Source organism: Pseudomonas eutrophicaquae, from assembly GCF_023544715.1.
Classification (GTDB): Bacteria; Pseudomonadota; Gammaproteobacteria; order Pseudomonadales; family Pseudomonadaceae; genus Geopseudomonas.
Genome location: NZ_JAMJEZ010000003.1, coordinates 41,134 through 65,620 on the forward strand (window position 1 = coordinate 41,134; position 24,487 = coordinate 65,620).

Consider the following 24,487-nt stretch of genomic DNA (forward strand, 5'->3'; position numbering starts at 1 on the left):
TGCGCCCGGGTGCTTTGGGTTCGCGTTGGCGGCGGTGGTATAGTGCCGCCCTGCGTCCAGCGGTGCCTGTCACCGGCAGGGCAGGCCGAGTGCAAGGGGTGAGGATGAACAGCGACAACGATTACGCCGTCGAACTCAAGGAAGTGACCTTCCGGCGCGGCGCGCGGGCGATCTTCGATCAGGTGGATCTGGCCTTTCCGCGTGGCAAGGTGATCGGCATCATGGGCCCGTCCGGTTGCGGCAAGACCACGCTGCTGCGCCTGATCGGTGCCGAGCTGCGCCCGAGTGCCGGGCAGGTGATCGTCAATGGTCAGAACCTGCCGCAGCTGTCGCGCAGTGCGCTGTTCGACATGCGCAAGCAGATGGGCGTGCTGTTCCAGAGTGGTGCGCTGTTCACCGACCTTGATGTGTTCGAGAACGTCGCCTTCCCGCTGCGGGTGCACACCGATCTTCCGGAAGAGATGATCCGCGACATCGTGCTGATGAAGCTGCAGGCGGTCGGTCTGCGGGGCGCTGTCGAGCTGATGCCGGATGAGCTGTCCGGTGGCATGAAACGCCGGGTGGCGCTGGCCCGGGCCATTGCCCTCGATCCGCAGATTCTGCTGTATGACGAACCCTTTGTCGGTCAGGACCCGATCGCCATGGGTGTGCTGGTGCGCCTGATTCGCAGCCTCAACGATGCCCTCGGGCTGACCAGTATCGTGGTCTCCCACGATCTGGCCGAGACCGCCAGCATTGCTGACTATCTGTATGTGGTGGGGGATGCCCGGGTGCTGGGGCACGGTACGCCCAAGGATCTGATGGAGGCGGATGATCCGCGGATCCGTCAGTTCATGCAGGGCATCGCCGATGGGCCGGTTCCCTTCCACTTTCCGGCGCCGGACTATCGGCGCGATCTGCTCGGAGAGGTTTGATGCGCAAGACTTCCCTGCTCGAACGGATCCGTCTGTTCGGGCGCGCCGGCATCGACGTGCTCGAAGCCCTGGGGCGCTCCGGTATCTTCCTCGGGCACGCGCTGTTCAGCCGTAATGGCGCAGGCCGCTTCCTGCCACTGCTGGTGCGCCAGTTGTGGTCTGTGGGCGTATTGTCCCTGGTGATCATCATCGTTTCCGGGATCTTCATCGGCATGGTGCTGGCCCTGCAGGGCTACAACATCCTGGTCGATTTCGCCTCGGAGGAGGCGGTCGGGCAGATGGTGGCGCTGACCCTGCTGCGCGAGCTGGGCCCGGTGGTCACCGCGCTGCTGTTCGCCGGGCGCGCAGGCTCTGCGCTGACCGCCGAGATCGGCAACATGAAATCCACCGAGCAGCTCTCCAGCCTTGAGATGATCGGCGTCGATCCGCTGAAGTACATCATCGCCCCCAGGCTCTGGGCTGGCTTTATTTCCATGCCGCTGTTGTCGGCGATCTTCACCGTGGTCGGCATCTGGGGTGGGGCGATGGTTGCGGTGGACTGGCTGGGCGTCTACGAGGGCTCCTACTGGGGCAACATGCAGCGCAGCGTCGAGTTTCAGGGCGATGTGCTCAACGGCATGATCAAAAGCCTGGTATTTGCCGTGGTGGTGACCTGGATCGCGGTGTTCCAGGGTTATGACTGCGAGCCGACCTCCGAGGGCATCAGCCGTGCCACGACCCGCACCGTGGTCTATGCCTCGCTGGCCGTGCTCGGCCTTGACTTCATCCTCACCGCCCTGATGTTCGGAGACTTCTGATGCAATCGCGTTCCCTGGAAATCGGCGTCGGCCTGTTCCTGCTCGCCGGCATACTGGCCCTGCTGCTGCTGGCGCTGCGGGTCAGCGGCCTGACCATCACCCCGCAGGCAGACACCTACCGGGTGCATGCCTACTTCGACAATGCCGCTGGCGTCAGCGCGCGGGCCAAGGTGACCATGGCCGGCGTGACCATCGGCAAGGTGGTGAACGTCGAGCTGGATCACGACAGCTTCATGGGCAAGGTGACCATGGAGCTGGATGGCCGGGTCGACAACCTGCCGGTCGACTCGACCGCCTCGGTGCTGACCGCCGGCCTGCTGGGTGAGAAGTACATCGGCATCAGCATTGGTGGCGAGGAAGAGCTGCTGGTCGATGGCAGCGAAATCCGCGACACCCAGTCGGCGCTGGTGCTGGAAGATCTGATCGGCAAGTTCCTGCTCAATACCGTCAACAAGGAACCGGCCCCCTCCACAGGAGAATGACCATGCTCAAACTGTTGCGTTCTGGCCTGCTGGCGCTGCTGGCTATGATGTCCGTGCCGGCCCTGGCGACGGCCGAGTCGCCCCATCAGGTGGTGCAGGTGACCATCGATCAGGTGCTGGGCGAGCTCAATACCCGCCGCGAGGTGTTCCGCAAGGATCCCGAGCTGTTCTATCGCACCCTGGATGACATCCTGACCCCGGCTATCGACTTCGAGGGCTTTGTCCGCGGGGTGATGACCGTGCGTTACAGCCGTCAGGCCAGCGCCGAGCAGCTGCAGACCTTCCAGGAGACCTTCAAGCGCAGCCTGATGAAGTTCTACGGCAATGCCCTGCTCGAGTATCAGGATCAGGAGATCCGCATGCTGCCGGTCGCGGCCGAGCGTGATCCGGCGCGGGCCTCGGTGAACATGGAGATTGTCGGCAGCAACGGTGCAGTCTATCCGCTGACCTACACCATGGAGCTCAAGGGCGAGCGCTGGAAAGTGCGCAACGTGATCGTCAACGGCATCAACATTGGCAAGCTGTTCCGTGACCAGTTTGCCGAGGCGATGCGCAACAACCGCAATAATCTGGACCAGGTGATTGCCACCTGGGGCGATACCGTGGCCCGCTCGCGCCAGAGTGTCGAAGCTCAGGCCGGCGCCCGATGAGCGCCCAGCTGCAGGAAGTCGCGCCCGGCCTGTTGGCCCTGAGCGGGCACTTGGATGCCGCCAATGGCAGTGCCCTGCGCCAGGCCGCGCGCCGCGCTGTGGCTGCCAGTCAGGCGGCTCACCTGGTGCTGGACTGCAGCGCGGTCGAGCACAGCAGCAGCGTCGGGCTGTCGCTGCTGCTGTGCCTGCAGCGTGACGCCAAGGCCTGCGGCAAGACCCTGACGATCCGCGCCTTGCCCGCCAAGATGCGCCAGATCGCCGAAGTCTGCGAACTGCTCGAGCTACTACCCCTGGCCGAGTGAGCCCGCGTGCGCAGGGTTCGCAGCCTTCAAGGCTTTTTTGTATGATGGCGCCCCCTTAGAGCGGTCCATCGAGGTCGAAACATGCAGGCTGAAGACGTCAAGCGCCATCTGGAAACCCATCTGCCCGGCACCCGCGTGGAAGTTGAAGGGCAGGGCTGCGATTTCCAGCTGAACCTGATCAGCGATGAACTGGCGGCCCTGAGCCCAGTCAAGCGTCAGCAGCAGGTCTATGCCCACCTCAATGCCTGGATTGCCGATGGCAGCATCCACGCCGTGACCATGAAATTCTTCACCCCGTCCGCCTGGGCTGCGCGCAGCTGAGCCGCAGGCCCGAGAGATCCCATGGATAAACTGATCATCACCGGCGGCGCTCCGATCAACGGGGAAATCCGCATCTCCGGCGCAAAGAATTCGGCCCTGCCGATCCTGGCCGCCACCCTTTTGGCCAGCGAGCCGGTCACCGTGCGCAACCTGCCGCACCTGCACGACATCACCACCATGATCGAGCTGTTCGGGCGCATGGGTGTGCAGCCGGTGATCAACGAGAAGCTCGATGTCGAGGTCGATGCCTCGAGCATCACCACCCTGGTCGCGCCCTATGAGCTGGTCAAGACTATGCGTGCCTCGATCCTGGTGCTCGGGCCGATGCTGGCGCGTTTCGGTCAGGCCGAAGTGGCGTTGCCGGGCGGCTGCGCCATCGGCTCGCGGCCGGTCGATCTGCACATTCGCGGTCTGGAAGCGATGGGTGCAGAGATCGAGGTCGAGGGCGGTTACATCAAGGCCCGCGCCCCCGAGGGCGGCCTGCGCGGTGCGCATTTCTGCTTTGATGTCGTCAGCGTCACCGGTACAGAAAACATCCTGATGGCCGCCGCGCTGGCCAACGGGCGCAGCGTGTTGGAAAACGCCGCCCGTGAGCCGGAGGTGGTCGATCTGGCCAACATGCTCAATGCCATGGGCGCGAAGATTCAGGGCGCGGGCACCGCGACCATCACGGTCGAAGGGGTGCCGCGTCTGCACGGCACCACCTACGCGGTGATGCCCGATCGCATCGAGACCGGCACCTATCTGGTCGCCGCCGCGGCCACTGGTGGCCGCGTCAAGCTCAAGGATACCGACCCCGGCATTCTGGAGGCGGTACTGCTCAAGCTGCAGGAAGCCGGCGCCGAGATCACCACCGGCGAGAACTGGATCGAGCTGGACATGCACGGCAAGCGCCCCAAGGCGGTCAACGTGCGTACCGCGCCGTATCCGGCGTTCCCCACCGACATGCAGGCGCAGTTCATCGCCATGAATGCGGTGGCCGAGGGCACCGGCACGGTGGTCGAGACCATCTTCGAGAACCGCTTCATGCATGTGCTGGAAATGCAGCGCATGGGGGCGCAGATTCAGATCGAGGGCAACACCGCGATCGTCACCGGCGTGCCGCGCCTCAAGGCCGCCCCGGTGATGGCTACCGACCTGCGCGCCTCAGCCAGCCTGGTGCTGGCAGCGCTGGTGGCGGACGGCGATACGCTGATCGATCGCATCTATCACATTGACCGCGGCTATGAGTGCATCGAGGAGAAGCTGCAGCTTCTGGGTGCCAAGATCCGCCGCGTACCGGGCTAGGAGTCGCCATGCTGACCATTGCCCTGTCCAAGGGCCGAATCCTCGATGACACCCTGCCGCTGCTGGCCGCAGCCGGCATCGTGCCGACCGAGAATCCGGATAAAAGCCGCAAGCTGATCATCCCCACCACCCAGGACGATGTGCGCCTCCTGATTGTGCGCGCCACCGACGTGCCGACCTATGTCGAGCATGGCGCTGCTGATCTTGGGGTGGCCGGCAAGGATGTGCTGATGGAGTACGGCGCACAGAACCTCTACGAGCCGCTGGATCTGCAGATTGCCCGCTGCAAGCTGATGACCGCCGGCAAGGTCGGTGCTGCCGAGCCGCGCGGGCGCCTGCGGGTGGCGACCAAGTTCGTCAACGTGGCCAAGCGCTATTACGCCGAGCAGGGCCGTCAGGTCGAGATCATCAAGCTGTACGGCTCGATGGAGCTGGCGCCGCTGGTGGGGCTGGCTGACAAGATCATTGACGTGGTGGATACCGGCAACACGCTGCGTGCCAACGGTCTTGAACCCCAGGAGCTGATCGCTCATATCAGCTCGCGCCTGGTGGTCAACAAGGCCTCGATGAAGATGCAGCATGCGCGGATCCAGGCGCTGATCGAGACCCTGCGCCAGGCGATTGCCGAGCGCCACGCCTGTTGAGTGCGCGCGGTGTCTGCGGATGCCGCGCAGGCCTTCGGGCCGAGAGACCCGGCAGCGCGCCTGCGACTGCCAGCCGCTGCCGCCTATCTGCACCATAGGCACAATTGCCGAGTGCCGGTGCAGGCGGGCTGCTACCCTAGCGGCGCCTATTTACGCTGACGCCAGAGAGGCCTCGTCATGACTGCACCTATCGCTCTTCGCCGACTCGATGCCACCGATCCGCAGTTCGCCCGTCATCTGGACCACCTGCTGAGTTGGGAGAGCGTCTCGGACGAGGCGGTCAACCAGCGCGTGCTGGAGATCATCCAGGCCGTGCGTGAGCGGGGCGATGTGGCGCTGGTCGAATTCAGTCAGCGTTTTGATGGCGTCGAAGCCACCGCGATGCATGAACTGATCCTGCCGCGCGAACGTCTGGAACTGGCGCTGAGCCGGATCAGCCCGGAACAGCGCACTGCGCTGGAGAAGGCCGCCGAGCGCGTGCGCCTGTACCATGAGCGGCAGAAGCAGGATTCTTGGACCTACACCGAGGCTGATGGCACGGTGCTCGGCCAGCAGGTCACCCCGCTCGATCGTGCCGGTCTGTATGTGCCGGGCGGCAAGGCGGCGTATCCGTCGTCGGTGCTGATGAACGCCATCCCGGCCAAGGTCGCCGGAGTGCCCGAGGTGGTGATGGTGGTGCCGACCCCGCGTGGCGAGCTGAACGAGCTGGTACTGGCCGCCGCCTGCGTGGCGGGCGTTGACCGGGTGTTCACCATCGGTGGCGCCCAGGCGGTAGCGGCGCTGGCCTACGGCACCGAGAGCGTGCCGCAGTGCGACAAGATCGTCGGTCCCGGCAACATTTATGTGGCCACCGCCAAGCGCCACGTGTTCGGCCAGGTCGGTATCGACATGATTGCCGGCCCCTCGGAGATTCTGGTGGTCTGCGATGGCCAGACCGATCCGGACTGGATCGCCATGGACCTGTTCTCCCAGGCCGAGCACGACGAGGATGCCCAGTCGATCCTGGTCAGCCCGGATGCCGCCTTCCTCGATGCCGTCGAGGCCAGCATCAACAAGCTGCTGCCGACCATGGAGCGTGCCGAGATCATCCGCACCTCGCTGCAGAACCGCGGCGCGCTGATCAAGGTCGCCGACATGGACGAGGCACTGCAGGTCACCAACCGCATTGCCCCCGAGCACCTGGAGCTGTCGGTCGCTGATCCGCAGGCGCTGCTGTCCAAAATTCGTCACGCCGGGGCGATTTTCATGGGCCGCTACACCGCCGAGGCGCTGGGTGATTACTGCGCCGGTCCCAACCACGTGTTGCCGACCTCGGGCACCGCGCGCTTTTCTTCACCGCTCGGGGTCTATGACTTCCAGAAGCGCTCGTCGATCATCTTCTGCTCGGCCGAGGGAGCCTCCGAGCTGGGCAAGACCGCCTCGGTGCTGGCGCGCGGTGAGTCGCTGACCGCCCACGCACGCAGCGCCGAGTACCGCATCAAGTGAACCTGTAGTCGCCGGCCGGCAGTGCCTGCGGGCTGCCGGCGGTTACCGGCTGGGAACGTCTGTTCTTCAGCCCTCCCAGAAGCGATCGAATGCGAGGAGAGAAGGGCGTGAGTAAATTCTGGAGTCCCTTCGTCAAGGACCTGGTGCCCTACGTGCCGGGTGAGCAGCCGAAGATGCAGCGGCTGGTCAAGCTCAACACCAACGAGAACCCCTACGGCCCGTCGCCACAGGTGATCGAAGCGATCCGCGCCGAACTCGGTGACGGCCTGCGCCTGTACCCCGACCCCAACGGCGAGCGCCTCAAGGAGACCATCGCCCGCTACCATGGCGTGCGCGCCGAGCAGGTGTTTGTCGGCAACGGCTCCGACGAGGTGCTGGCCCATGTGTTCCATGGCCTGTTCCAGCATGGCGCGCCGTTGCTGTTCCCAGACATCAGCTACAGCTTTTACCCGGTGTACTGCGGCCTGTACGGCATCCCGTTCGAGACGGTGGCGCTGGATGCGCAGTTCCGTATCAACGTGGCCGATTACGCGCGGCCCAATGGCGGCATCATCTTCCCCAACCCCAATGCGCCGACCGGCTGCCTGCTGCCCTTGCAGGCGATCCGTGAACTGCTGGCGGCCAATACCGAGTCGGTGGTGGTGGTCGATGAAGCCTACGTGGACTTCGGCGGCGAAACGGCGATTGCGCTGGTCGATGAGTTCCCCAACCTGCTGGTCACCCAGACCCTCTCCAAGTCCCGCTCGCTGGCGGGGCTGCGGGTCGGCTTTGCCGTGGGGCATCCTGAGCTGATCGAGGCGCTGGAGCGGATCAAGAACAGCTTCAACTCCTACCCGCTGGATCGTCTGGCGCTGGCTGGGGCGGTGGCGGCGTTCGAGGATCAGGCCTACTTCGAGCGCACCTGCCAGGCGGTGATTGCCAGCCGCGAGCAAATGGTGGCGGATCTTCAGGGACTGGGCTTTGAGGTGCTGCCTTCGGCGGCCAACTTCGTGTTCGCCCGCCATCCTCAGCAAGATGCCCAGGCGCTGGCGGCGGCGCTGCGCGAGCGCGGTATCATCGTCCGGCACTTCCGCCAGGCGCGGATTGCCCAGTTCTTGCGCATCACCATCGGCGACGACGCGCAGAATCAGGCGCTGAGCGAGGCGTTGCACGAACTCTTGGGCTGAGCCTTCGCAACGTGAAACGGCGCCTTGGGGCGCCGTTTTTGTTTGCCGCTGGTCTGTCGCGCGCTCAGGAAGCCGGCTTGGCAGTGGCCGGTGCCGGCCGGCGGCCGACCACGATCTGCAGCGCCAGGCGCTCGGCGCCGCGCAGCACCTCGATGGGCACCACCTGTCCGGGCCGCTTGCGCGCCACCTGGTTCATTGCCTGGGGGCCGTCGGTGACCGGCTGACCGTCCAGGCTCAGGAGAATATCCCCAGGCTTAAGGCCAGCCTTGAGGGCCGGGCTGTCGCGGTAGATCCCGGCGACCATGATGCTGCGCTCAGGCAGGCCCAGGCGACGTGCCCGGGCTACACCGATGCCCTGTACTTCCAGGCCCAGCCAGCCACGAATCACCTGACCGTGCTCGATGATCGCCTGCATCACCTCCAGCGCCAGCTGGGTGGGGATGGCAAAGCCGATACCTTGCGAGCCGCCGGAGCGCGAGAAGATCGCGGTGTTGATGCCGATTAGCTGGCCGCGAGCATCGATCAGCGCCCCGCCGGAGTTACCGGGGTTGATCGCCGCATCGGTCTGGATGAAATCTTCATAGGTGTTCAGGCCCAGCTGATTGCGCCCGGTGGCGCTGATGATGCCCATGGTCACCGTCTGGCCGACGCCAAACGGATTGCCGATCGCCAGGGTCACATCGCCGGTGCGCACACGCTCGGAGTGCCCGAGGGTGATGACGGGCAGCTCGCCCAGATCGATCTTCAGCACCGCCAGATCGGTTTCCGGATCGTTGCCGATGACCCGCGCCAGGGTTTTGCGCCCATCGGCCAGCGTGACCTGGATCTGCTCGGCGCCGGCGATCACATGGTTGTTGGTCAACAGATACCCTTGCGGGCTGAGGATCACCGCCGACCCCAGGCTGGATTGCCGGCGCGGGGATTCGGGCGCCTCGTTGCCGAACAGCGGGGCAGAGGGCTCGGCCGCCGAGGCGCTGCCCGGCGGATTGGCCAGGCGGGTGGTCTGCAGGCTGGCCACCGCCGGAGCGGCCTGCTCGACGGCCTCGGCATAAGACACCGGGCCGCTGCCCAGGCCGCTGTAGGGACTGCCCCGGCGCAGCTCAAGGCCGGGGGCGGTCGGCCCCAGCCACTGCGGAAACAGCAGCATGAGCGCCACCGCCAGCAGCAGGCCGATCAGGGTGGGCGGGCCGAGGTAACGCAGGGTCTTGAGCATCTCGGCATCCTTGGGCTTGCGGCGTGAAGGGTGGGCTGATTAAGGTGGCGCGCATTATACGAGAGCGCTGCCGCGGTGGCAGTCGACAACCTAACGGAGCCGGCCCGTGGCCATTGACCTCAAGACACTGGTCGCTGAGTGCGATCGTTATCTGGATGCGGCGCGCATCAGCGATTATTGCCCCAATGGCCTGCAGGTGGAGGGGCGTGGCGAGGTGCGGCGGATCGTCAGTGGCGTGACCGCCAGCCAGGCGCTGCTGGAGGCCGCCGTAGCCGCGCAGGCGGATCTGGTGCTGGTGCATCACGGCTATTTCTGGAAGAGCGAAAACCCGTGCGTGGTCGGCATGAAGCAGCGCCGGCTGAAGACCTTGCTCAGTCACGACCTCAGCCTGCTGGCCTACCACCTGCCGCTGGATATGCACCCGGAGGTCGGCAATAACGTGCAGCTGGCCGCGCGTCTGGGGCTGGGGATCGAGGGGCCGCTGGAGCCGGGCAATCCGCGCTCGGTGGGGCTGGTCGGGCATCTGGCGCAGCCGCTGGCCCCGGAGGCTTTGGCTGCGCGGGTTGCGCAGGCGCTGGGGCGCACGCCCTTGCTGGTGGCCGCAGATCGGCCGATCCGGCGCATCGCCTGGTGTACCGGGGCCGCGCAGGGCTATATCGAGCAGGCGGTGGCGGCAGGTGTGGATGCCTACCTGAGCGGTGAAGTCTCCGAGGCGACCGTGCACTGCGCCCGCGAGAATGGCATCAGCTTTATCGCCGCCGGGCATCACGCCACCGAGCGCTACGGGGTGCAGGCACTGGGCGAGTATCTGGCGCGGCGCTTTGCCATCGAGCACCGCTTTATCGATATCGACAACCCGGCCTGAGGGCCGCCAGCGGCATATTTATAGAGCTACAGGTTCTATTTGCTTGGCTTATTAGAATTTTGTTGGCGTGCTATCGTGCGCGCACGTCCGCGGCCCGCTGGCCGCAATCCGTCCGTCATATGTGAGTAGCCATGGTCGACAAACTGACGCATCTGAAGCAGCTGGAGGCGGAAAGCATCCACATCATCCGTGAGGTAGCCGCCGAATTCGACAACCCGGTGATGCTGTACTCCATCGGCAAGGACTCCGCGGTCATGCTGCATCTGGCCCGCAAGGCGTTCTTCCCCGGCAAGCTGCCGTTCCCGGTCCTGCACGTCGACACCCGCTGGAAATTCCGCGAGATGTACGAGTTCCGCACCAAGATAGTCGAGGAGATGGGCCTTGAGCTGATCACCCACATCAACCCGGACGGCATCGCCCAGGACATGAACCCCTTCACCTACGGCAGTGCCAAGCACACCGACGTGATGAAGACCGAGGGCCTCAAGCAGGCGCTGGACAAATACGGCTTTGACGCCGCGTTCGGCGGGGCGCGCCGCGACGAGGAGAAGTCGCGCGCCAAGGAGCGCGTCTACTCGTTCCGCGACAGCAAGCACCGCTGGGACCCGAAGAACCAGCGCCCCGAGCTGTGGAACGTCTACAACGGCAAGGTCAAGAAGGGCGAGTCGATCCGCGTGTTCCCGCTGTCCAACTGGACCGAGCTGGATATCTGGCAGTACATCTACCTTGAGCAGATCCCGATCGTGCCGCTGTATTTTGCCGCCGAGCGCGAGGTGATCGAGAAGAATGGCACGCTGATCATGATCGACGACGAGCGCATCCTCGAGCACTTGTCCGATGAGGAGAAGGCGCGGATCGAGAAGCGCATGGTGCGCTTCCGTACCCTCGGTTGCTACCCGCTGACCGGCGCCGTGGAGTCCACCGCCACCAGCCTGCCGGAAATCATCCAGGAGATGCTGCTGACCCGCACCTCCGAGCGTCAGGGCCGGGTGATCGACCACGACCAGGCCGGCTCGATGGAAGAAAAGAAACGTCAGGGCTACTTCTAAGGTTTCCGCATCATGTCGCATCAATCTGATCTGATCAGCGAGGACATCCTCGCCTACCTGGCCCAGCACGAGCGCAAGGAACTGCTGCGCTTTCTGACCTGCGGCAACGTCGACGACGGCAAGAGCACCCTGATCGGCCGCCTGCTGCACGACTCCAAGATGATCTACGAGGATCATCTGGAAGCGATCACTCGTGACTCGAAGAAGGTCGGCACCACCGGCGATGAGGTGGATCTGGCGCTGCTGGTTGACGGCCTGCAGGCCGAGCGCGAGCAGGGCATCACCATCGACGTGGCCTACCGCTACTTCAGCACTGCCAAGCGCAAGTTCATCATCGCCGACACCCCGGGCCACGAGCAGTACACCCGCAACATGGCCACCGGCGCCTCGACCTGCGATCTGGCGATCATCCTGGTCGATGCCCGCTACGGCGTGCAGACTCAGACCCGCCGGCACAGCTTTATCGCCTCTCTGCTGGGCATCAAGCACATCGTCGTCGCGGTCAACAAGATGGACCTGATGGACTTCGATCAGGGCGTGTTCGCGGCGATCGAAGCCGACTACCTGCAGTTCGCCGAGCGCATTGGCATGCAGCCAAGCTCCTTGCACTTTGTGCCGATGTCGGCGCTCAAGGGCGACAACGTGGTCAACCACAGCGAGCGCGCGCCCTGGTACCAGGGCCCGACGCTGATGGAGATTCTCGAGAGCGTCGAGATCGCTGCCGATCGCAACCTGACCGACATGCGCTTCCCGGTGCAGTACGTCAACCGGCCGAACCTGAATTTCCGCGGCTTCGCCGGCACCCTGGCCAGCGGCATCGTGCACAAGGGCGACGAGGTCGCCGTGCTGCCGTCGGGCAAGACCAGTCGCGTCAAGTCGATCGTCACCTTCGATGGCGAGCTGGAGCAGGCGATCCCCGGCCAGGCGGTCACGCTGACGCTGGAAGACGAGATCGACGTGTCGCGCGGCGACATGCTGGTGCACGCGGATAACCGCCCGCAGGTCACCGACAGCTTCGACGCCATGCTGGTGTGGATGGCCGAGGAGCCGATGCTGCCGGGCAAGAAGTACGACATCAAGCGCGCCAGCAGCTATGTGCCGGGCAACATCGTTGCCATCGCGCACCGCGTCGACGTCAACAGCCTCGAGCAGCTGGCGGCCAGCGAGCTGAAGCTCAACGAGATCGGCAAGGTGCGTATCAGTCTGGATGCGCCGATCGCCCTCGACGGCTACGCCCACAACCGCACCACCGGCGCGTTCATCGTCATTGATCGTCTGACCAACGGCACCGTCGGGGCCGGGATGATCATCGCCGACCCGCTGGCCGGGCAGAACACCGCCGGCCACCACGGCCAGCTGGCCCATGTCGCCGCCGAGGAGCGCGCTGCGCGCTTCGGCCAGCAGCCGGCCACCGTGCTGTTCTCGGGCCTCTCCGGCGCCGGCAAGAGCACCCTGGCCTACGCGGTCGAGCGCAAGCTGTTCGACAGCGGGCGTGCGGTCTATGTGCTGGACGGCCAGAACCTGCGCCATGACCTGAACAAGGGCCTGCCGCTGGATCGCGCCGGGCGCGCCGAGAACTGGCGGCGTGCCGCCCAGGTGGCCAAGCAGTTCAACGAGGGGGGTCTCCTGACCCTGGCCGCCTTCGTCGCTCCAGATGCTGAAGGCCGTGAGCAGGCGCGGGCGATCGTCGGTGCTGAACGGCTGATCACCGTCTACGTGCAGGCCTCGCCGCAGGTTTGCCGCGAGCGCGATCCACAGGGTTTGTACGCCGCCGGTGAGGACAACATCCCCGGCGAGTCCTTCCCCTACGATGTGCCGCTGGATGCTGATCTGGTGATCGACACCCAATCCAGTTCGCTGGAGGAGGGCGTGGCGCAGGTGCTGGCGCTGCTGCGTAGCCGTGGCGTGATCTGATCGAGCGCACTTGAATGCAAAAGGCCCCGGCATCTGCCGGGGCCTTTTTGCTGGTGCGCGCGGTGGCGCATCCCTGTCGCGTCAGGAAAGGCCCCGCCAGCGTGAGGCCCTGCCGGTGCGACGCGGCTCAGTCGTGCTTGACCACCGGTTCGTCGCTGAGTACCCCGGAGTGGCCGGGCGCATAATCACGCGGCGGTTCGCTGCTGGCCGGCAGTGTGCGGGCGGTGGGTGTAGCGAGGCTGCGGGTCAGCAGCTGGCGGGTCTGCTCATCGACGGCCAACCGGCTGGCGCCTTCGCTCAGGTGCTCGTGAATGTCCTGATAGTTCTGGTTGAGCTTCTGCAGCAGGTTGGCGGTGGTGTTGAAGTGGTTGGCCACCTCGTTCTGATAGCTCTCAAAGCGTTCCTGCATCTCGTCCACGCGGTGGCGCTGGCTGCCGGCATGGCTGCTGGTCAGCAGGCGCGCCAGCAAAAAGCCAATGACAATGCCTGCAAGCAGGCCAAGGACGGGCAGCAGCCAGGCGGCGTAAGTCTGTTCCACGAAACCTTCCTCTAAGGGCAAAATTTGCCATACGTTAGCCGCTCATTTCGGCGCTGTATAGCATGTGGCGGCGCGCTGGCCGTGTCGTGACCTGCTGAGTGCGCTGTCCGGCGGCCGCTGCCCGCGTCCTCTGATCGATTATGGAGTCCTATTGTGTCCACCCGTGAAACCCCCGTCCTGCTCGATGGCCCCTGTGGCGTGCTGGAAGCGCTCTATCTTGAGCAGCCCGCTGCCCGCGAGGTGGCGCTGATCTGCCACCCGCATCCGCTGCATGCCGGCACCATGCACAACAAGGTAGTGGCCACGGTCCAGCGCATCGCTCGTGACGCCGGCATGGCGACGCTGCGCTTCAATTTCCGCGGGGTCGGGCAGAGCGCCGGCGAGCACGCCCACGGCGAGGGCGAGATCGATGATGCCGAGGCCGCGGTGCAGTGGCTGCGCGCACGTTATCCCCAGGCGGCGCTGAACCTGATCGGCTTCTCGTTCGGCTCTTGCGTCGCCGCGTGCCTGGCCGGACGGCTGGAGCAGCAGAGTGTGGCCGTGCGCCAGCTGGTGATGCTGGCGCCCCCGGTCGAGCGTTTCAGCGTTGAGGGGCGCCTCCCACAGCAGGCCCGGTTGACGGTGATTCAGCCAAGCGGGGATGACGTGGTCAGTCCGCAGGCGGTGCGCGACTGGTCGGCGCAGCTTGCGCGTCCCCATGAGCTGCTTGAAGTGGCAGAATGCGGCCACTTCTTCCATGGCCGGCTGACGGTCCTCAAGGACCTGCTGCTGCCGCGCCTCTCTTCCTGAATGCTCCGACAAGCGATCACGCCATGACCACCCGTATCCTCACCGGTATCACCACCACCGGTACCCCGCACCTTGGCAACTATGCCGGGGCCATCCGTCCAGCGGTTGATGCCAGCCGTGCTGCCAACGTCGATTCGTTCTACTTCCTCGCGGACTACCACGCGCTGATCAAGTGCGATGACCCGCTGCGCATCCAGCGCTCGCGCCTAGAGATTGCCGCCACCTGGCTGGCCTGCGGTCTGGACCCCGAGCGGGTGACCTTCTATCGCCAGTCGGACATCCCGGAAATTCCCGAGCTGACCTGGCTGCTGACCTGTGTGGCCGGCAAGGGGCTGCTCAACCGCGCCCATGCCTACAAGGCTTCAGTGGACAAGAACCTGGCCGCCGGCGAGGATGCGGATGCCGGGGTCACCATGGGGTTGTTCAGCTATCCGGTGTTGATGGCCGCGGACATCCTGATGTTCAACGCCCACAAGGTGCCGGTGGGGCGTGACCAGATCCAGCATGTGGAGATGGCCCGCGATATCGGCCAGCGCTTCAACCACCTGTTCGGCAATGGCCGTGCGCTGTTCGAGCTGCCGGAGGCGGTGATCGAGGAGAGCGTGGCGACCCTGCCGGGCCTGGATGGGCGCAAGATGAGCAAGAGCTACGACAACACCATCCCGCTGTTTGGCACCAGCAAGCAGCTCAAGGACGCGGTGGCGCGCATCGTCACCGACTCGCGCCTGCCGGGCGAGCCCAAGGATGCCGACAGCTCGCACCTGTTCACCCTCTATCAGGCCTTTGCCGGCACGGCGCAGAGCGCGGCCTTCCGTGCGGAGCTGGAAGAGGGGCTCGGCTGGGGCGAGGCCAAGCAGCGCCTGACGGCCCTGCTCGAGGCCGAGCTGGGCGAGGCCCGCGAGCACTACCACACCCTGATCGCCCGTCCGGATGATCTGGAGGACATCCTGCTGGCCGGCGCCGCCAAGGCCCGGCGCATCGCCACGCCGTTCCTTGCTGAGCTGCGTGAGGCGGTGGGGCTGCGCAGCTTCCGCGGAGCACTGCAGAGCGCGGCCGCGGGCAAGAAAAAGGCCGCCAAGGGTGCCCGGCTGGTCAGCTTCCGGGATGAGGATGGTGGCTTCCGCTTCCGCCTGCTGGATGCCGAGGGCCAGCAGTTGCTGCTTTCCGAGGCCTTTGCCGATGGCCGCAGCGCCGGTGCTGCCAGCAAGCGCCTGCAGACCGGGGAGCTGGATCTGCGCATCGAGGGCGTGCAGCTGGTGGCCTATCTGGACGATCAACCGGTGGCGCGCTCTGCTGTGTTGGAGGAGGCCTGCGCTGCAGAAGCGCTGATCGAGGCGGTCAGCACCGCGCTGCTGCCGCGTGACTGACAGGTCCTGCGCGGCCTGAATTGCCAAGTACGGGGTGCATAGTTAAAGTGGCGCCCCGTTTCTCAACCGTGCTGCTGCCATGACTCCGCTCGAACGCTACCAGGCTGACCTGAAACGCCCCGATTTCTTCCACGATCCCGCCCAGGAAAACGCCGTCCGCCATCTGCAGCGGCTTTACGACGATCTGGTCAACGCCACCCCGGCCAGCGGTGGCGGTGGTCTCTTGGGCAAGCTGCTCGGGCGCAAGAAGGCGCAGGGGCCGATCAAGGGCATCTATTTCTGGGGTGGCGTGGGGCGCGGCAAGACCTATCTGGTCGATACCTTCTTCGATGCGCTGCCGTTCGAGCAGAAGATGCGTACCCACTTCCACCGCTTCATGAAGCGTGTGCATGAAGAGATGAAGACCCTCAAGGGTGAGAAGAACCCGCTGACCATCATCGGCAAGCGCTTTGCCGACGAGGCCCGGGTGATCTGCTTTGACGAGTTTTTCGTCAGCGACATCACCGACGCGATGATTCTTGCCACCCTCCTGGAGGAGCTGTTCAAGAACGGCGTGAGCCTGGTGGCCACCTCCAACATCGTCCCGGATGGCCTGTACCGGGACGGCCTGCAGCGCGCGCGCTTCCTGCCGGCGATTGCCCTGCTCAAGGAGCACACCGAGATCGTCAACGTCGACAGCGGTATCGACTACCGGCTGCGCGCGCTGGAGCAGGCCGAGCTCTATCACTACCCGCTGGATGCCGAGGCCGAACTGAGCCTTGAGCGCAGCTTCAAGAGCTTGCTCACCGAGCATTGCCGGGTGAAGGATGACGATGTCCTGATGATCGAAAACCGCGAAATTCGCGCGCGCAAGACCGCCAACGATGTCGCCTGGTTCGACTTCCGCGCCTTGTGCGATGGCCCGCGCAGCCAGAACGACTACATCGAGCTGGGCAAGATCTTCGAGGCGGTGCTGATTTCCAATGTCGAGCAGATGGGCGTCAGCAAGGATGATATGGCGCGGCGCTTCATCAACATGGTGGATGAGTTCTACGATCGCAACGTCAAACTGATCGTTTCGGCCGAAGTGGAGCTCAAGGATCTGTATACCGGCGGGCGTCTGGAGTTCGAGTTCCAGCGCACCCTGAGCCGTCTGCTGGAGATGCAGTCCCACGAGTTCCTGGCGCGTCCCCACAAGCCTTGAATCAGCGCGGGGGCCGGTTGCCGGTGCCCCATGCCTGCTGGCGGCCACGGCTCGCTTTATACTGCACGCCTCATCCTGTTGCCTTTTGCGGAGATCCCGAACATGTCATCCCGTCTGCTGCTTGGCCTTTGCATAGCTGCCGGCCTGACCCTCGCCGGTTGTGCCCACAGTCCGCAACAACTCAGTCCGCAACCGGTGGTGACGGCGGCGCTGACCCCGGTCGGGCAGGGGCAGGCGGTCGTGGTGCGGGTGGTGGATGGGCGCAGCTCGCCGGTGCTGGGGACGCGCGGTGGCATGTATCCTGAAACCAGCACCATCAGCGTCAGTCAGCAGGACCTTCTGCCGCGTCTGCAGGGGCAGGCTGAAGCGGCGGTGCGCCTGCTTGGCTTCACGCCGACGCCCAATGCCTATAACGCGCCGCAGCTGACCCTGACCCTCACCGATCTGCGCTACCAGTCGCCCAAGGACAGCACCTACGTCACCGAGGCGAACATCAGCGCCAACATTCGGGCCGACGTGCAGAACAGCGTGCGCCGCTACAGTGGCCGCTACGGTGCCTCGCTCAACCAGCGGTTTGGCATGGCGCCGAATCAGCAGACCAATGCCAAGTTGGTCAGCGATGTGCTGAGCGATGCGCTGACCCGGGCGTTCCGCGATCCGGTGGTCGGCCAGGTGCTCAACAACCAGTAAGACGGCCCGCCGGCAACCGGTGGGGTGCGTGGGCGACAGGGGCGATGATGCAGACCATCGCCCCTGTGCATTCAGGCGCTGGCAGCGCTGCGCAGGCGGTAGTGATTTTCCACCGGGCGGGCGTATTGCATGATCAGCCAGGGCTGCTGCTCGGCGGGGCAGGCGGCCAGCCGCTGCTGCCAGCGCGCTTGCGCGGCGTGCAGTTCCTCGGCAGAGAACAGGCTGTCAGCTGCCGGAACCGCCAGCTGCGGGTCGCGCTCGCTCCACTGGGCGTAGGCCAGATAGTGCACCGGGAACAGCCGGTAATGGCCGAGTATGTCGCGGTCGATGTGCTGGGCCAGCAGTTTGGCGTCTTCAGCCGGTTCGCGGATTTCTTCGCCAAAGTGCAGGTGCACATGCCCCTTGTGGCCGGTAATGCCGGTGACGATGCTGGCATCGTCCTCGCCGGACGCCTTGGTGTAACTGCCAGTGCTGGCTCGAATCGACAGCTCGCGGGCCTTGGCCAGGTCGCAGGGGTCGTATTCATAGCTGATCGAGACCGGCACCAGGTGCAGGTCCGCCAGCACGTCGGCAAAGGGCTCATCCTTGCGGCACATGTGGAACATCTTGAGGATCGCCGAGTCGGTGCGATCGTCACCATCCTTGGCGCGCCCTTCGGCCTGGGCAATCCAGATCGAGGCGCCTTCCTGGCGGATCGAGTGGCTGATATAGGCGGAGAGGGTCTGGAAAGCGGCCAGCTTTTCGCGGCGGCCGCTGATCGAGCGGTGCACGATGAAGCTCTTGTTCAGGCGCATCAGGTCGCTGACGAAGGGCTTTTGCAGCAGGTTGTCACCGATCGCCAGACGCGGCGTGGGCAGTCCGGCATGGTAGAGCGCGTAGTTGACGAACGCCGGATCCATGACGATGTCGCGGTGATTGCTGATGAACAGGTAAGCGCGGTCCTTCTTGAGGTGTTCGAGGCCGGAATAGCTGATGCCGTCGGTGGCCTGCTCGATGCTGCGATCGACATAGGGTTCGATCTTCATCTGCAGGGCCGCCACGCTGTCGACACCGGCAATTTCGCGGCGCAGGTAGTGGGCAATCAACGGCTTGAGCAGCCAGCCCAGCGGTCCGGCCAGACGCGGAAAGCGGTAGCGGGTCAGGGTGTCGAGAAAGGCGTCGTCGGTGAGCAGGCGCGCCAGGACGGGGCGCACTTCCGTGTCGGCATAGGGGCGGATGGCTTCGAACTCGGCCATGATGTTCTCTTGGTTCGGCTGGGAAGGGGAGCGCAAGGCCCGAGTGGGGGGCTCCGGGTGGCGATTATAAAGGAATCGCCCCCCCGGGCGGTGTGCAGACTACTTACAATGTGCCGCTCCCCGGATGGCCTTTGGAGGACGCCGCTGATGTGCGGACGCTATTCCCTGTTTCGTTGGTCGCCGGCGCTGAGTGCGCTGCCGGGCTTTCCGGCATCTCTTGAGCCGCGCTGGAATATTGCGCCCGGGCAGCCGGTGCTGCTGGTGCGTGCAGCGGGTGACGGGGCGGGGCGTGAAGCGCTGCTGGTGCGCTGGGGGCTGACGCCGCCCTGGCTGCGCGATCTGTCGCGCTCACCGGCCCAGGCGCGGGCCGAAACCCTGGCCGAGCAGCCGATGTTTCGTGAGGCGCTGAGTCAGCGGCGGGGCATTTTGCCGGCCAATGGCTTTTATGAGTGGCGTGGCCCGCGGCGGCGGCCCTTCTGGATGAGTGCGGCCGACGGTGGTCTGCTGGCCATGGCGGCGCTCTGGGAGGCTTATCCGGTCTCCGGGCGGGTCTATTTCAGTGCGGCGGTGGTGACGGTTGCCGCCGGCGAGCAGCGTCGGCCGCTGCTGCTGGATGAGGCGGCGCAAGCGCTCTGGCTGGATCCGCAGGCGCCTGCATCGATGCTGGATACCCTGCTGGCTGGTGCGGGTATTCCGCTGCGCGAGCGCCTGCTGGCGGGGCTGGGCAACCGGGTGGGCGAGGAGGGGCCGCAGTGCCTGACACCGCTCTGAACTCGCCCGTGGCGTGACTGTCCGAGAGGCGTTGGCCTCGTTAAGATGCCGCGTCGATTCTGGGGAGCGAAGTGAATGTCTCGTGTTCTGTGGAGTGTGGTGCTGGGCGGGGTGCTGCTGCTCGGTGGCTGCCAGGCGGTGAATACCACCAGTGGTGGCGCGGTGGGCGTGCAGCGCCAGCAGTACATGTTCAGCATGCTGAGCAGTGCGCAGCTGGAGCAGATGTATGCGCAGGCCTACCAGGAAACCCTGAGCAAGGCACAGGCCAGTGGCCGGCTTGATCGCAGCAGCGCGATGGCGCGGCGTGTCGAGGGCATTACCCGTCGGCTGATTGCCCAGACACCGGTGTTTCGGCCGGATGCGCTGAACTGGAACTGGGAAACCAATCTGCTGGCGATCGATGAGCTCAATGCCAATGTCGGGCCGGGCGGCAAGATCATCGTTTACAGCGGCCTGATCCAGCGTCTGAACTTGACGGATGACGAGCTGGCTGCGGTGCTGGGGCATGAAATTGCCCACGCCCTGCGCGAGCACAGTCGCGAGTCGATGTCCAAGGCCTACGCGGGCGAGTTGGCCAAGCAGGGTGTGGTGACCCTGCTGGGGCTCGGTGAGCTGGGCAATCAGGTCGCCGGTGCGGCGCTGCAGTACGGCATGACCCTGCCCAACAGTCGTGGTAACGAGAATGAGGCGGATCTGATCGGGCTGGAGCTGGCGGCTCGCGCTGGCTTCAACCCCAATGCGGTGCTGACGCTGTGGCAAAAGATGGCGCAGGCCGGCGGGGCAGGGGCTCCGGAGTTCATGAGCACGCACCCCTCGTCAGCGACGCGCATGAGCAATTTGCGCGCGGCGATCCCGCGGGTCATGCCACTGTACGAGCAGTCGCGCCGCTGAGTGCCTCGCTGTATGAGCGCCACTTGTGTTTTCTGCAAAAGTCGGTAAGATTCGCGGGCTTTTTGGACGGGGGATGCCTAGCCCGTCCTGCTCGGCGGGAATGCCTAGCCTGCCGATTTGCCGTAGCAGACACACTGACCCGAGCCCCCGATTAGTGTCTGCATGCGGTCGCGATTGCCTTGTATGAGGCAGGTACTGTCCTATAAGATCCGCCGCCTGATTGACAGGCGGCCTCTGAGGCTTTAACGAATGAAAACTTTCTCTGCGAAACCGGAAACCGTCAAGCGCGACTGGTATGTTGTCGATGCGGCTGGCAAGACTCTGGGTCGTCTCGCCACTGAAATCGCCCTCCGTCTGCGTGGCAAGCACAAAGCGGAATACACTCCGCACGTTGATACCGGCGACTACATCGTCGTGATCAATGCCGAGCAGGTGCGTGTCACCGGTGCCAAGAGCTCCGACAAGATGTACTACCATCACTCCGGTTTCCCGGGTGGTATCAAGTCGATCAGCTTCGAGAAGCTGATCATCCGCGCTCCTGAGCGTGTGATCGAGACCGCCGTCAAGGGCATGCTGCCGAAGAACCCGCTGGGTCGCGAGATGTATCGCAAGCTGAAGGTGTACGCTGGCGCCAGCCATCCGCACACTGCTCAGCAGCCCCAAGAACTGAAGATTTAACGGAGTAGGCTCAAATGTCGGCGACTCAAAACTACGGCACTGGCCGTCGCAAGACCGCTACCGCACGTGTATTCCTGCGTCCGGGCACTGGCAAGATCTCCATCAACAATCGCAGCCTGGAGCAGTTCTTCGGCCGCGAAACCGCGCGCATGGTCGTGCGCCAGCCGCTCGAGCTGACCGAGAATGTCGAAAAGTTCGACATTTACGTCACCGTTGCTGGTGGTGGTGTCAGCGGCCAGGCCGGTGCCATCCGTCATGGCATCACCCGCGCGCTGATCGAGTACGACGAAACCCTGCGCAGCCCGCTGCGTAAAGCCGGTTACGTCACTCGCGACGCCCGTGAGGTCGAGCGTAAGAAGATCGGTCTGCGCAAAGCGCGTAAGCGTCCGCAGTACTCCAAGCGCTGATCTTTCGCGCACGGGTTGTACAAGCGCCCGGGTTCCTCAGGAATCCGGGCGTTTTTGCATCTGCAGTGCGCTCCTGCGACAGTCTGTCGCGCCGTCTATGCTGCGATTGGCGGGGGTTGGCGACGAGTTGTTGCCGGTTATTACCTTGTCAGAAAATGGGGTTTTAATTACCATTTGGCGGATTTTTTGCGCAGCTGGTTTCAACTACAGTGCCTGCCCGAGCAGGTCACAGAAAGCTGATGGGAGACGACTGAATGAGTAATGACGGCGTGAATGTGGGCCGGCGTCGGTTCCTCGTGGCCGCCACTTCGGTGGTGGGCGCGGCGGGGGCTGTCGGTGCTGCGGTCCCGTTCGTGGGGTCATGGTTCCCCAGTGCTAAGGCCAAGGCCGCAGGTGCCCCGGTCAAGGTGAACGTGAGCAAGATCGAACCGGGTCAGCAGATCGTCGCCGAATGGCGCGGCAAGCCTGTGTTCATCGTTCGCCGCACCGAAGAGATTCTGGCCAATCTGGTCAAGCTCGAAGGTGTCGTAGCCGACCCTGAGTCCAAGGCTTCCGATCAACCGGCCTATGTGGACCCGAAAGTCCGCTCGGTCAAGCCTGAGCTTCTGATTGTGGAAGGTCTGTGCACCCACCTGGGCTGCGCACCGTCCTTCCGTCCGGAAGTGGCCCCTGCCGACCTGGGCGCTGACTGGCTGGGTGGTTACTTCTGCCCTTGCCACGGTTCCCGCTATGACCTGGCCGGGCGCGTGTACAAGGCTCAACCGGCGCCGCTGAACCTGCCGGTGCCGCCGCATGCCTATGAATCCGATGATGTCGTCATCGTTGGTGTGGATCCGGAGACTGCCTGATGAGCAAATTCATGGAATGGGTGGATGCCCGCTTCCCCGCGACCAAGATGTGGGAAGACCATCTCGCCAAATATTACGCCCCGAAGAACTTCAACTTCTGGTACTTCTTCGGCTCGCTGGCCCTGCTGGTGCTGGTTAACCAGATCCTGACCGGTATCTGGCTGACCATGAGCTTCGAACCGTCGGCAGAAGGTGCCTTCGCGTCCGTCGAATACATCATGCGTGACGTGGAGTACGGCTGGATCCTGCGCTACATGCACTCCACTGGTGCATCGGCCTTCTTCGTGGTCGTCTATCTGCACATGTTCCGCGGCCTGATGTACGGCTCCTACCAGAAGCCGCGTGAGCTGGTGTGGATCTTCGGCATGCTGATCTACCTCGTGCTGATGGCCGAAGCCTTCATGGGCTACCTGCTGCCGTGGGGCCAGATGTCCTACTGGGGTGCCCAGGTGATCATCTCGCTGTTCGGTGCCATTCCGGTGATTGGTGCGGACCTGACCCAGTGGATCCGTGGTGACTACCTGATCTCCGGCATCACCCTGAACCGCTTCTTCGCCCTGCATGTCATCGCCCTGCCGATCGTCCTGCTCGGTCTGGTTGTGCTGCACATCATTGCCCTGCATGAAGTCGGCTCGAACAACCCGGACGGCATCGACATCAAGAAGAAGAAGGACGCCAACGGTGTACCGCTGGACGGTATTCCGTTCCACCCGTACTACACCGTCAAGGATATTGTCGGCGTGGTGGTGTTCCTGTTCGTGTTCTGCACCGTGATCTTCTTCTTCCCGGAGATGGGCGGTTACTTCCTCGAGAAGCCGAACTTCGAACCGGCCAACCCGTTCAAGACCCCGGCGCACATCGCCCCGGTCTGGTACTTCACACCCTTCTACGCCATCCTGCGTGCCGTTCCGGACAAGCTGCTGGGCGTGATTGCCATGGGTGCTGCGATTGCCGTGCTGTTCGTCCTGCCGTGGCTGGACCGTAGCCCGGTGCGCTCGATGCGCTACAAGGGCTGGCTGAGCCGCATCTGGCTGGCCATCTTCGTGGTGTCCTTCGTGATCCTCGGTGTGCTGGGTGTACTGGCGCCGACGCCGGGCCGTACCCTGCTGTCCCAGGTGTGCACTGTTCTGTACTTCGCCTTCTTCATCCTGATGCCGTTCTACACCCGGATGGAGAAGACCAAACCGGTTCCGGAAAGGGTGACTGGCTGATGAAAAAGCAACTTGCTGCTCTGTTGTTCGCACTGCTGCCGGCCGTCTCCTTCGCCGCTGCAACCGAGTATCCGCTGGACAAGGTCGATGTTGACCTGCGTGACAAAGCGGCTCTGCAGGATGGTGCGCGTACCTTCGCCAACTACTGCATGGGCTGCCATAGCGCCGAGTATCAGCGTTATGAGCGTGTTGCCAATGACCTGGGTATTCCTGAAGATGTCATGATGGAAAACCTGGTCTTCACCGGTGCCAAGATTGGCGATCACATGAAGATCGGCATGCAGGCGTCCGATGCCAAGGTCTGGTTCGGCGCCGCGCCGCCGGATCTGACCCTCGTAGCCCGTGTGCGTGGCAATGACTGGCTGTACACCTACCTGCGGACCTTCTACGAAGACCCGACACGCCCCTATGGCGTGAACAACATGGTGTTCCCGAACGTCGGCATGCCGAATGTGCTGGGTGCCCTGCAGGGTCGTCAGGTGATCGGCTGCAAGCAGGTCCAGGTGGTTGAAGATGGCAAGAAGGTCTTCGACCCGCTGACCGGCACTCCGGTGACCGAGGAAGGCTGCAACCAGCTGACCGTCCTGTCCAAGACCGGCACCCTGAGCGAGGCCGAGTTCGACGAGAAGATCAAGAACCTGGTGACATTCCTGGCCTACTCGGCCAACCCGGTGAAGCTGGAAAGCCAGCGCATCGGTGTCTATGTCCTGCTGTTCCTGGCCTTCTTCTTCGTGTTCGCCTACCTGCTCAAGCGCGAGTACTGGAAAGACGTTCACTAAGTAACGGCTGT

Annotated in this window: 27 protein-coding genes; 24 read left to right on the top strand and 3 right to left on the bottom strand. The window is 64.3% G+C overall.

Translation table 11 applies throughout. From position 1 onward, the window contains the following. The first annotated feature begins 104 nt into the window (after positions 1–104). The 10 genes from MXC11_RS01975 to hisC all read left to right on the top strand — a co-directional run bounded on the left by MXC11_RS01975 (position 105) and on the right by hisC (position 8,048). A complete protein-coding gene (locus tag MXC11_RS01975; protein WP_250004469.1) occupies positions 105–914 on the top strand; it encodes an ATP-binding cassette domain-containing protein in 810 nt (269 codons plus the stop codon). Continuing rightward, on the top strand, positions 914–1,711 hold the full coding sequence (gene mlaE, locus MXC11_RS01980) for a lipid asymmetry maintenance ABC transporter permease subunit MlaE (RefSeq protein ID WP_250004478.1): 798 nt from the start codon (positions 914–916) through the stop codon (positions 1,709–1,711). Before MXC11_RS01975 ends, mlaE begins: the two co-directional genes overlap by 1 nt. After that, positions 1,711–2,193: an outer membrane lipid asymmetry maintenance protein MlaD gene (gene mlaD / locus MXC11_RS01985; protein WP_250004481.1), complete on the top strand. Its 483-nt coding sequence runs from the start codon at positions 1,711–1,713 to the stop codon at positions 2,191–2,193. The genes mlaE and mlaD overlap by 1 nt, the downstream gene beginning before the upstream one ends. 2 nt (positions 2,194–2,195) lie before the next feature. Further along, positions 2,196–2,843 (top strand): MlaC/ttg2D family ABC transporter substrate-binding protein, encoded by a 648-nt coding sequence (locus tag MXC11_RS01990; RefSeq protein ID WP_250004483.1) that lies wholly within the window; start codon positions 2,196–2,198, stop codon positions 2,841–2,843. After that, on the top strand, positions 2,840–3,145 hold the full coding sequence (locus MXC11_RS01995) for an STAS domain-containing protein (RefSeq protein ID WP_250004485.1): 306 nt from the start codon (positions 2,840–2,842) through the stop codon (positions 3,143–3,145). Before MXC11_RS01990 ends, MXC11_RS01995 begins: the two co-directional genes overlap by 4 nt. Before the next feature lie 81 nt (positions 3,146–3,226). Next, positions 3,227–3,466 (top strand): BolA family protein, encoded by a 240-nt coding sequence (locus tag MXC11_RS02000; protein ID WP_250004487.1) that lies wholly within the window; start codon positions 3,227–3,229, stop codon positions 3,464–3,466. A gap of 21 nt (positions 3,467–3,487) precedes the next feature. Continuing rightward, the gene (gene murA, locus MXC11_RS02005; RefSeq protein ID WP_250004489.1) at positions 3,488–4,753 is read left to right on the top strand and encodes a UDP-N-acetylglucosamine 1-carboxyvinyltransferase; all 1,266 of its coding nucleotides are present in this window, start codon (positions 3,488–3,490) and stop codon (positions 4,751–4,753) included. Between the two features lie 8 nt (positions 4,754–4,761). Continuing rightward, on the top strand, positions 4,762–5,397 hold the full coding sequence (gene hisG / locus MXC11_RS02010) for an ATP phosphoribosyltransferase (protein ID WP_250004492.1): 636 nt from the start codon (positions 4,762–4,764) through the stop codon (positions 5,395–5,397). A gap of 177 nt (positions 5,398–5,574) precedes the next feature. After that, on the top strand, positions 5,575–6,882 hold the full coding sequence (gene hisD, locus MXC11_RS02015) for a histidinol dehydrogenase (protein ID WP_250004495.1): 1,308 nt from the start codon (positions 5,575–5,577) through the stop codon (positions 6,880–6,882). Positions 6,883–6,989: 107 nt separating this feature from the next. Beyond that, on the top strand, positions 6,990–8,048 hold the full coding sequence (hisC, locus tag MXC11_RS02020; RefSeq protein ID WP_250004497.1) for a histidinol-phosphate transaminase: 1,059 nt from the start codon (positions 6,990–6,992) through the stop codon (positions 8,046–8,048). A 64-nt stretch (positions 8,049–8,112) separates the two neighbouring features. On the opposite strand, the gene MXC11_RS02025 is transcribed toward hisC, so the two are convergent. Then, positions 8,113–9,261, bottom strand: a complete 1,149-nt coding sequence (locus MXC11_RS02025) for a S1C family serine protease (RefSeq protein WP_250004500.1) — start codon at positions 9,259–9,261, stop codon at positions 8,113–8,115. Positions 9,262–9,367: 106 nt separating this feature from the next. Between MXC11_RS02025 and MXC11_RS02030 the strand changes: the two genes are divergently transcribed. The 3 genes from MXC11_RS02030 to cysN all read left to right on the top strand — a co-directional run bounded on the left by MXC11_RS02030 (position 9,368) and on the right by cysN (position 13,089). After that, entirely contained in the window at positions 9,368–10,126 is a 759-nt protein-coding gene (locus MXC11_RS02030; protein WP_250004514.1) for a Nif3-like dinuclear metal center hexameric protein, read from the top strand. Positions 10,127–10,257: 131 nt separating this feature from the next. Beyond that, positions 10,258–11,175, top strand: coding sequence for a sulfate adenylyltransferase subunit CysD (cysD, locus tag MXC11_RS02035; RefSeq protein WP_250004517.1), 918 nt, complete (start codon positions 10,258–10,260; stop codon positions 11,173–11,175). A 12-nt stretch (positions 11,176–11,187) separates the two neighbouring features. Next, on the top strand, positions 11,188–13,089 hold the full coding sequence (cysN, locus tag MXC11_RS02040; protein ID WP_250004519.1) for a sulfate adenylyltransferase subunit CysN: 1,902 nt from the start codon (positions 11,188–11,190) through the stop codon (positions 13,087–13,089). A 127-nt stretch (positions 13,090–13,216) separates the two neighbouring features. Here the strand turns inward: cysN and MXC11_RS02045 are convergent, their stop codons facing one another. Then, positions 13,217–13,627 (bottom strand): Z-ring associated ZapG family protein, encoded by a 411-nt coding sequence (locus tag MXC11_RS02045; protein WP_250004521.1) that lies wholly within the window; start codon positions 13,625–13,627, stop codon positions 13,217–13,219. Between the two features lie 153 nt (positions 13,628–13,780). On the opposite strand from MXC11_RS02045, the gene MXC11_RS02050 reads away from it, so the two are divergent. The 4 genes from MXC11_RS02050 (at position 13,781) to MXC11_RS02065 (ending at position 17,656) form a co-directional block, all read left to right on the top strand. Then, positions 13,781–14,416 carry an alpha/beta hydrolase gene (locus tag MXC11_RS02050; RefSeq protein WP_250004523.1) on the top strand — a complete coding sequence of 212 codons (636 nt, stop codon included), beginning with the start codon at positions 13,781–13,783 and terminating at the stop codon, positions 14,414–14,416. A gap of 23 nt (positions 14,417–14,439) precedes the next feature. Continuing rightward, entirely contained in the window at positions 14,440–15,783 is a 1,344-nt protein-coding gene (locus tag MXC11_RS02055) for a tryptophan--tRNA ligase (protein ID WP_250004525.1), read from the top strand. Between the two features lie 79 nt (positions 15,784–15,862). Beyond that, entirely contained in the window at positions 15,863–16,966 is a 1,104-nt protein-coding gene (zapE, locus tag MXC11_RS02060; protein ID WP_250004529.1) for a cell division protein ZapE, read from the top strand. Between the two features lie 102 nt (positions 16,967–17,068). After that, positions 17,069–17,656, top strand: coding sequence for a YajG family lipoprotein (locus MXC11_RS02065; RefSeq protein ID WP_250004531.1), 588 nt, complete (start codon positions 17,069–17,071; stop codon positions 17,654–17,656). A 71-nt stretch (positions 17,657–17,727) separates the two neighbouring features. On the opposite strand, the gene MXC11_RS02070 is transcribed toward MXC11_RS02065, so the two are convergent. After that, positions 17,728–18,894 carry a 1-acyl-sn-glycerol-3-phosphate acyltransferase gene (locus MXC11_RS02070; RefSeq protein WP_250004862.1) on the bottom strand — a complete coding sequence of 389 codons (1,167 nt, stop codon included), beginning with the start codon at positions 18,892–18,894 and terminating at the stop codon, positions 17,728–17,730. Positions 18,895–19,038: 144 nt separating this feature from the next. On the opposite strand from MXC11_RS02070, the gene MXC11_RS02075 reads away from it, so the two are divergent. From MXC11_RS02075 to MXC11_RS02105, 7 genes are all read left to right on the top strand, one after another. Further along, positions 19,039–19,662: an SOS response-associated peptidase gene (locus MXC11_RS02075; protein WP_250004534.1), complete on the top strand. Its 624-nt coding sequence runs from the start codon at positions 19,039–19,041 to the stop codon at positions 19,660–19,662. 75 nt (positions 19,663–19,737) lie between these two features. Beyond that, the gene (locus MXC11_RS02080; RefSeq protein WP_250004537.1) at positions 19,738–20,553 is read left to right on the top strand and encodes a M48 family metallopeptidase; all 816 of its coding nucleotides are present in this window, start codon (positions 19,738–19,740) and stop codon (positions 20,551–20,553) included. Between the two features lie 249 nt (positions 20,554–20,802). Then, positions 20,803–21,231, top strand: coding sequence for a 50S ribosomal protein L13 (gene rplM, locus MXC11_RS02085; RefSeq protein WP_250004540.1), 429 nt, complete (start codon positions 20,803–20,805; stop codon positions 21,229–21,231). A gap of 14 nt (positions 21,232–21,245) precedes the next feature. Beyond that, positions 21,246–21,638, top strand: coding sequence for a 30S ribosomal protein S9 (gene rpsI / locus MXC11_RS02090; RefSeq protein ID WP_229604579.1), 393 nt, complete (start codon positions 21,246–21,248; stop codon positions 21,636–21,638). A gap of 254 nt (positions 21,639–21,892) precedes the next feature. Beyond that, positions 21,893–22,486 carry a ubiquinol-cytochrome c reductase iron-sulfur subunit gene (gene petA / locus MXC11_RS02095; RefSeq protein ID WP_250004543.1) on the top strand — a complete coding sequence of 198 codons (594 nt, stop codon included), beginning with the start codon at positions 21,893–21,895 and terminating at the stop codon, positions 22,484–22,486. After that, positions 22,486–23,697 (top strand): cytochrome b, encoded by a 1,212-nt coding sequence (locus tag MXC11_RS02100; RefSeq protein ID WP_250004545.1) that lies wholly within the window; start codon positions 22,486–22,488, stop codon positions 23,695–23,697. Before petA ends, MXC11_RS02100 begins: the two co-directional genes overlap by 1 nt. Next, on the top strand, positions 23,697–24,476 hold the full coding sequence (locus tag MXC11_RS02105) for a cytochrome c1 (RefSeq protein ID WP_250004548.1): 780 nt from the start codon (positions 23,697–23,699) through the stop codon (positions 24,474–24,476). The genes MXC11_RS02100 and MXC11_RS02105 overlap by 1 nt, the downstream gene beginning before the upstream one ends. Positions 24,477–24,487 lie beyond the last annotated feature (11 nt).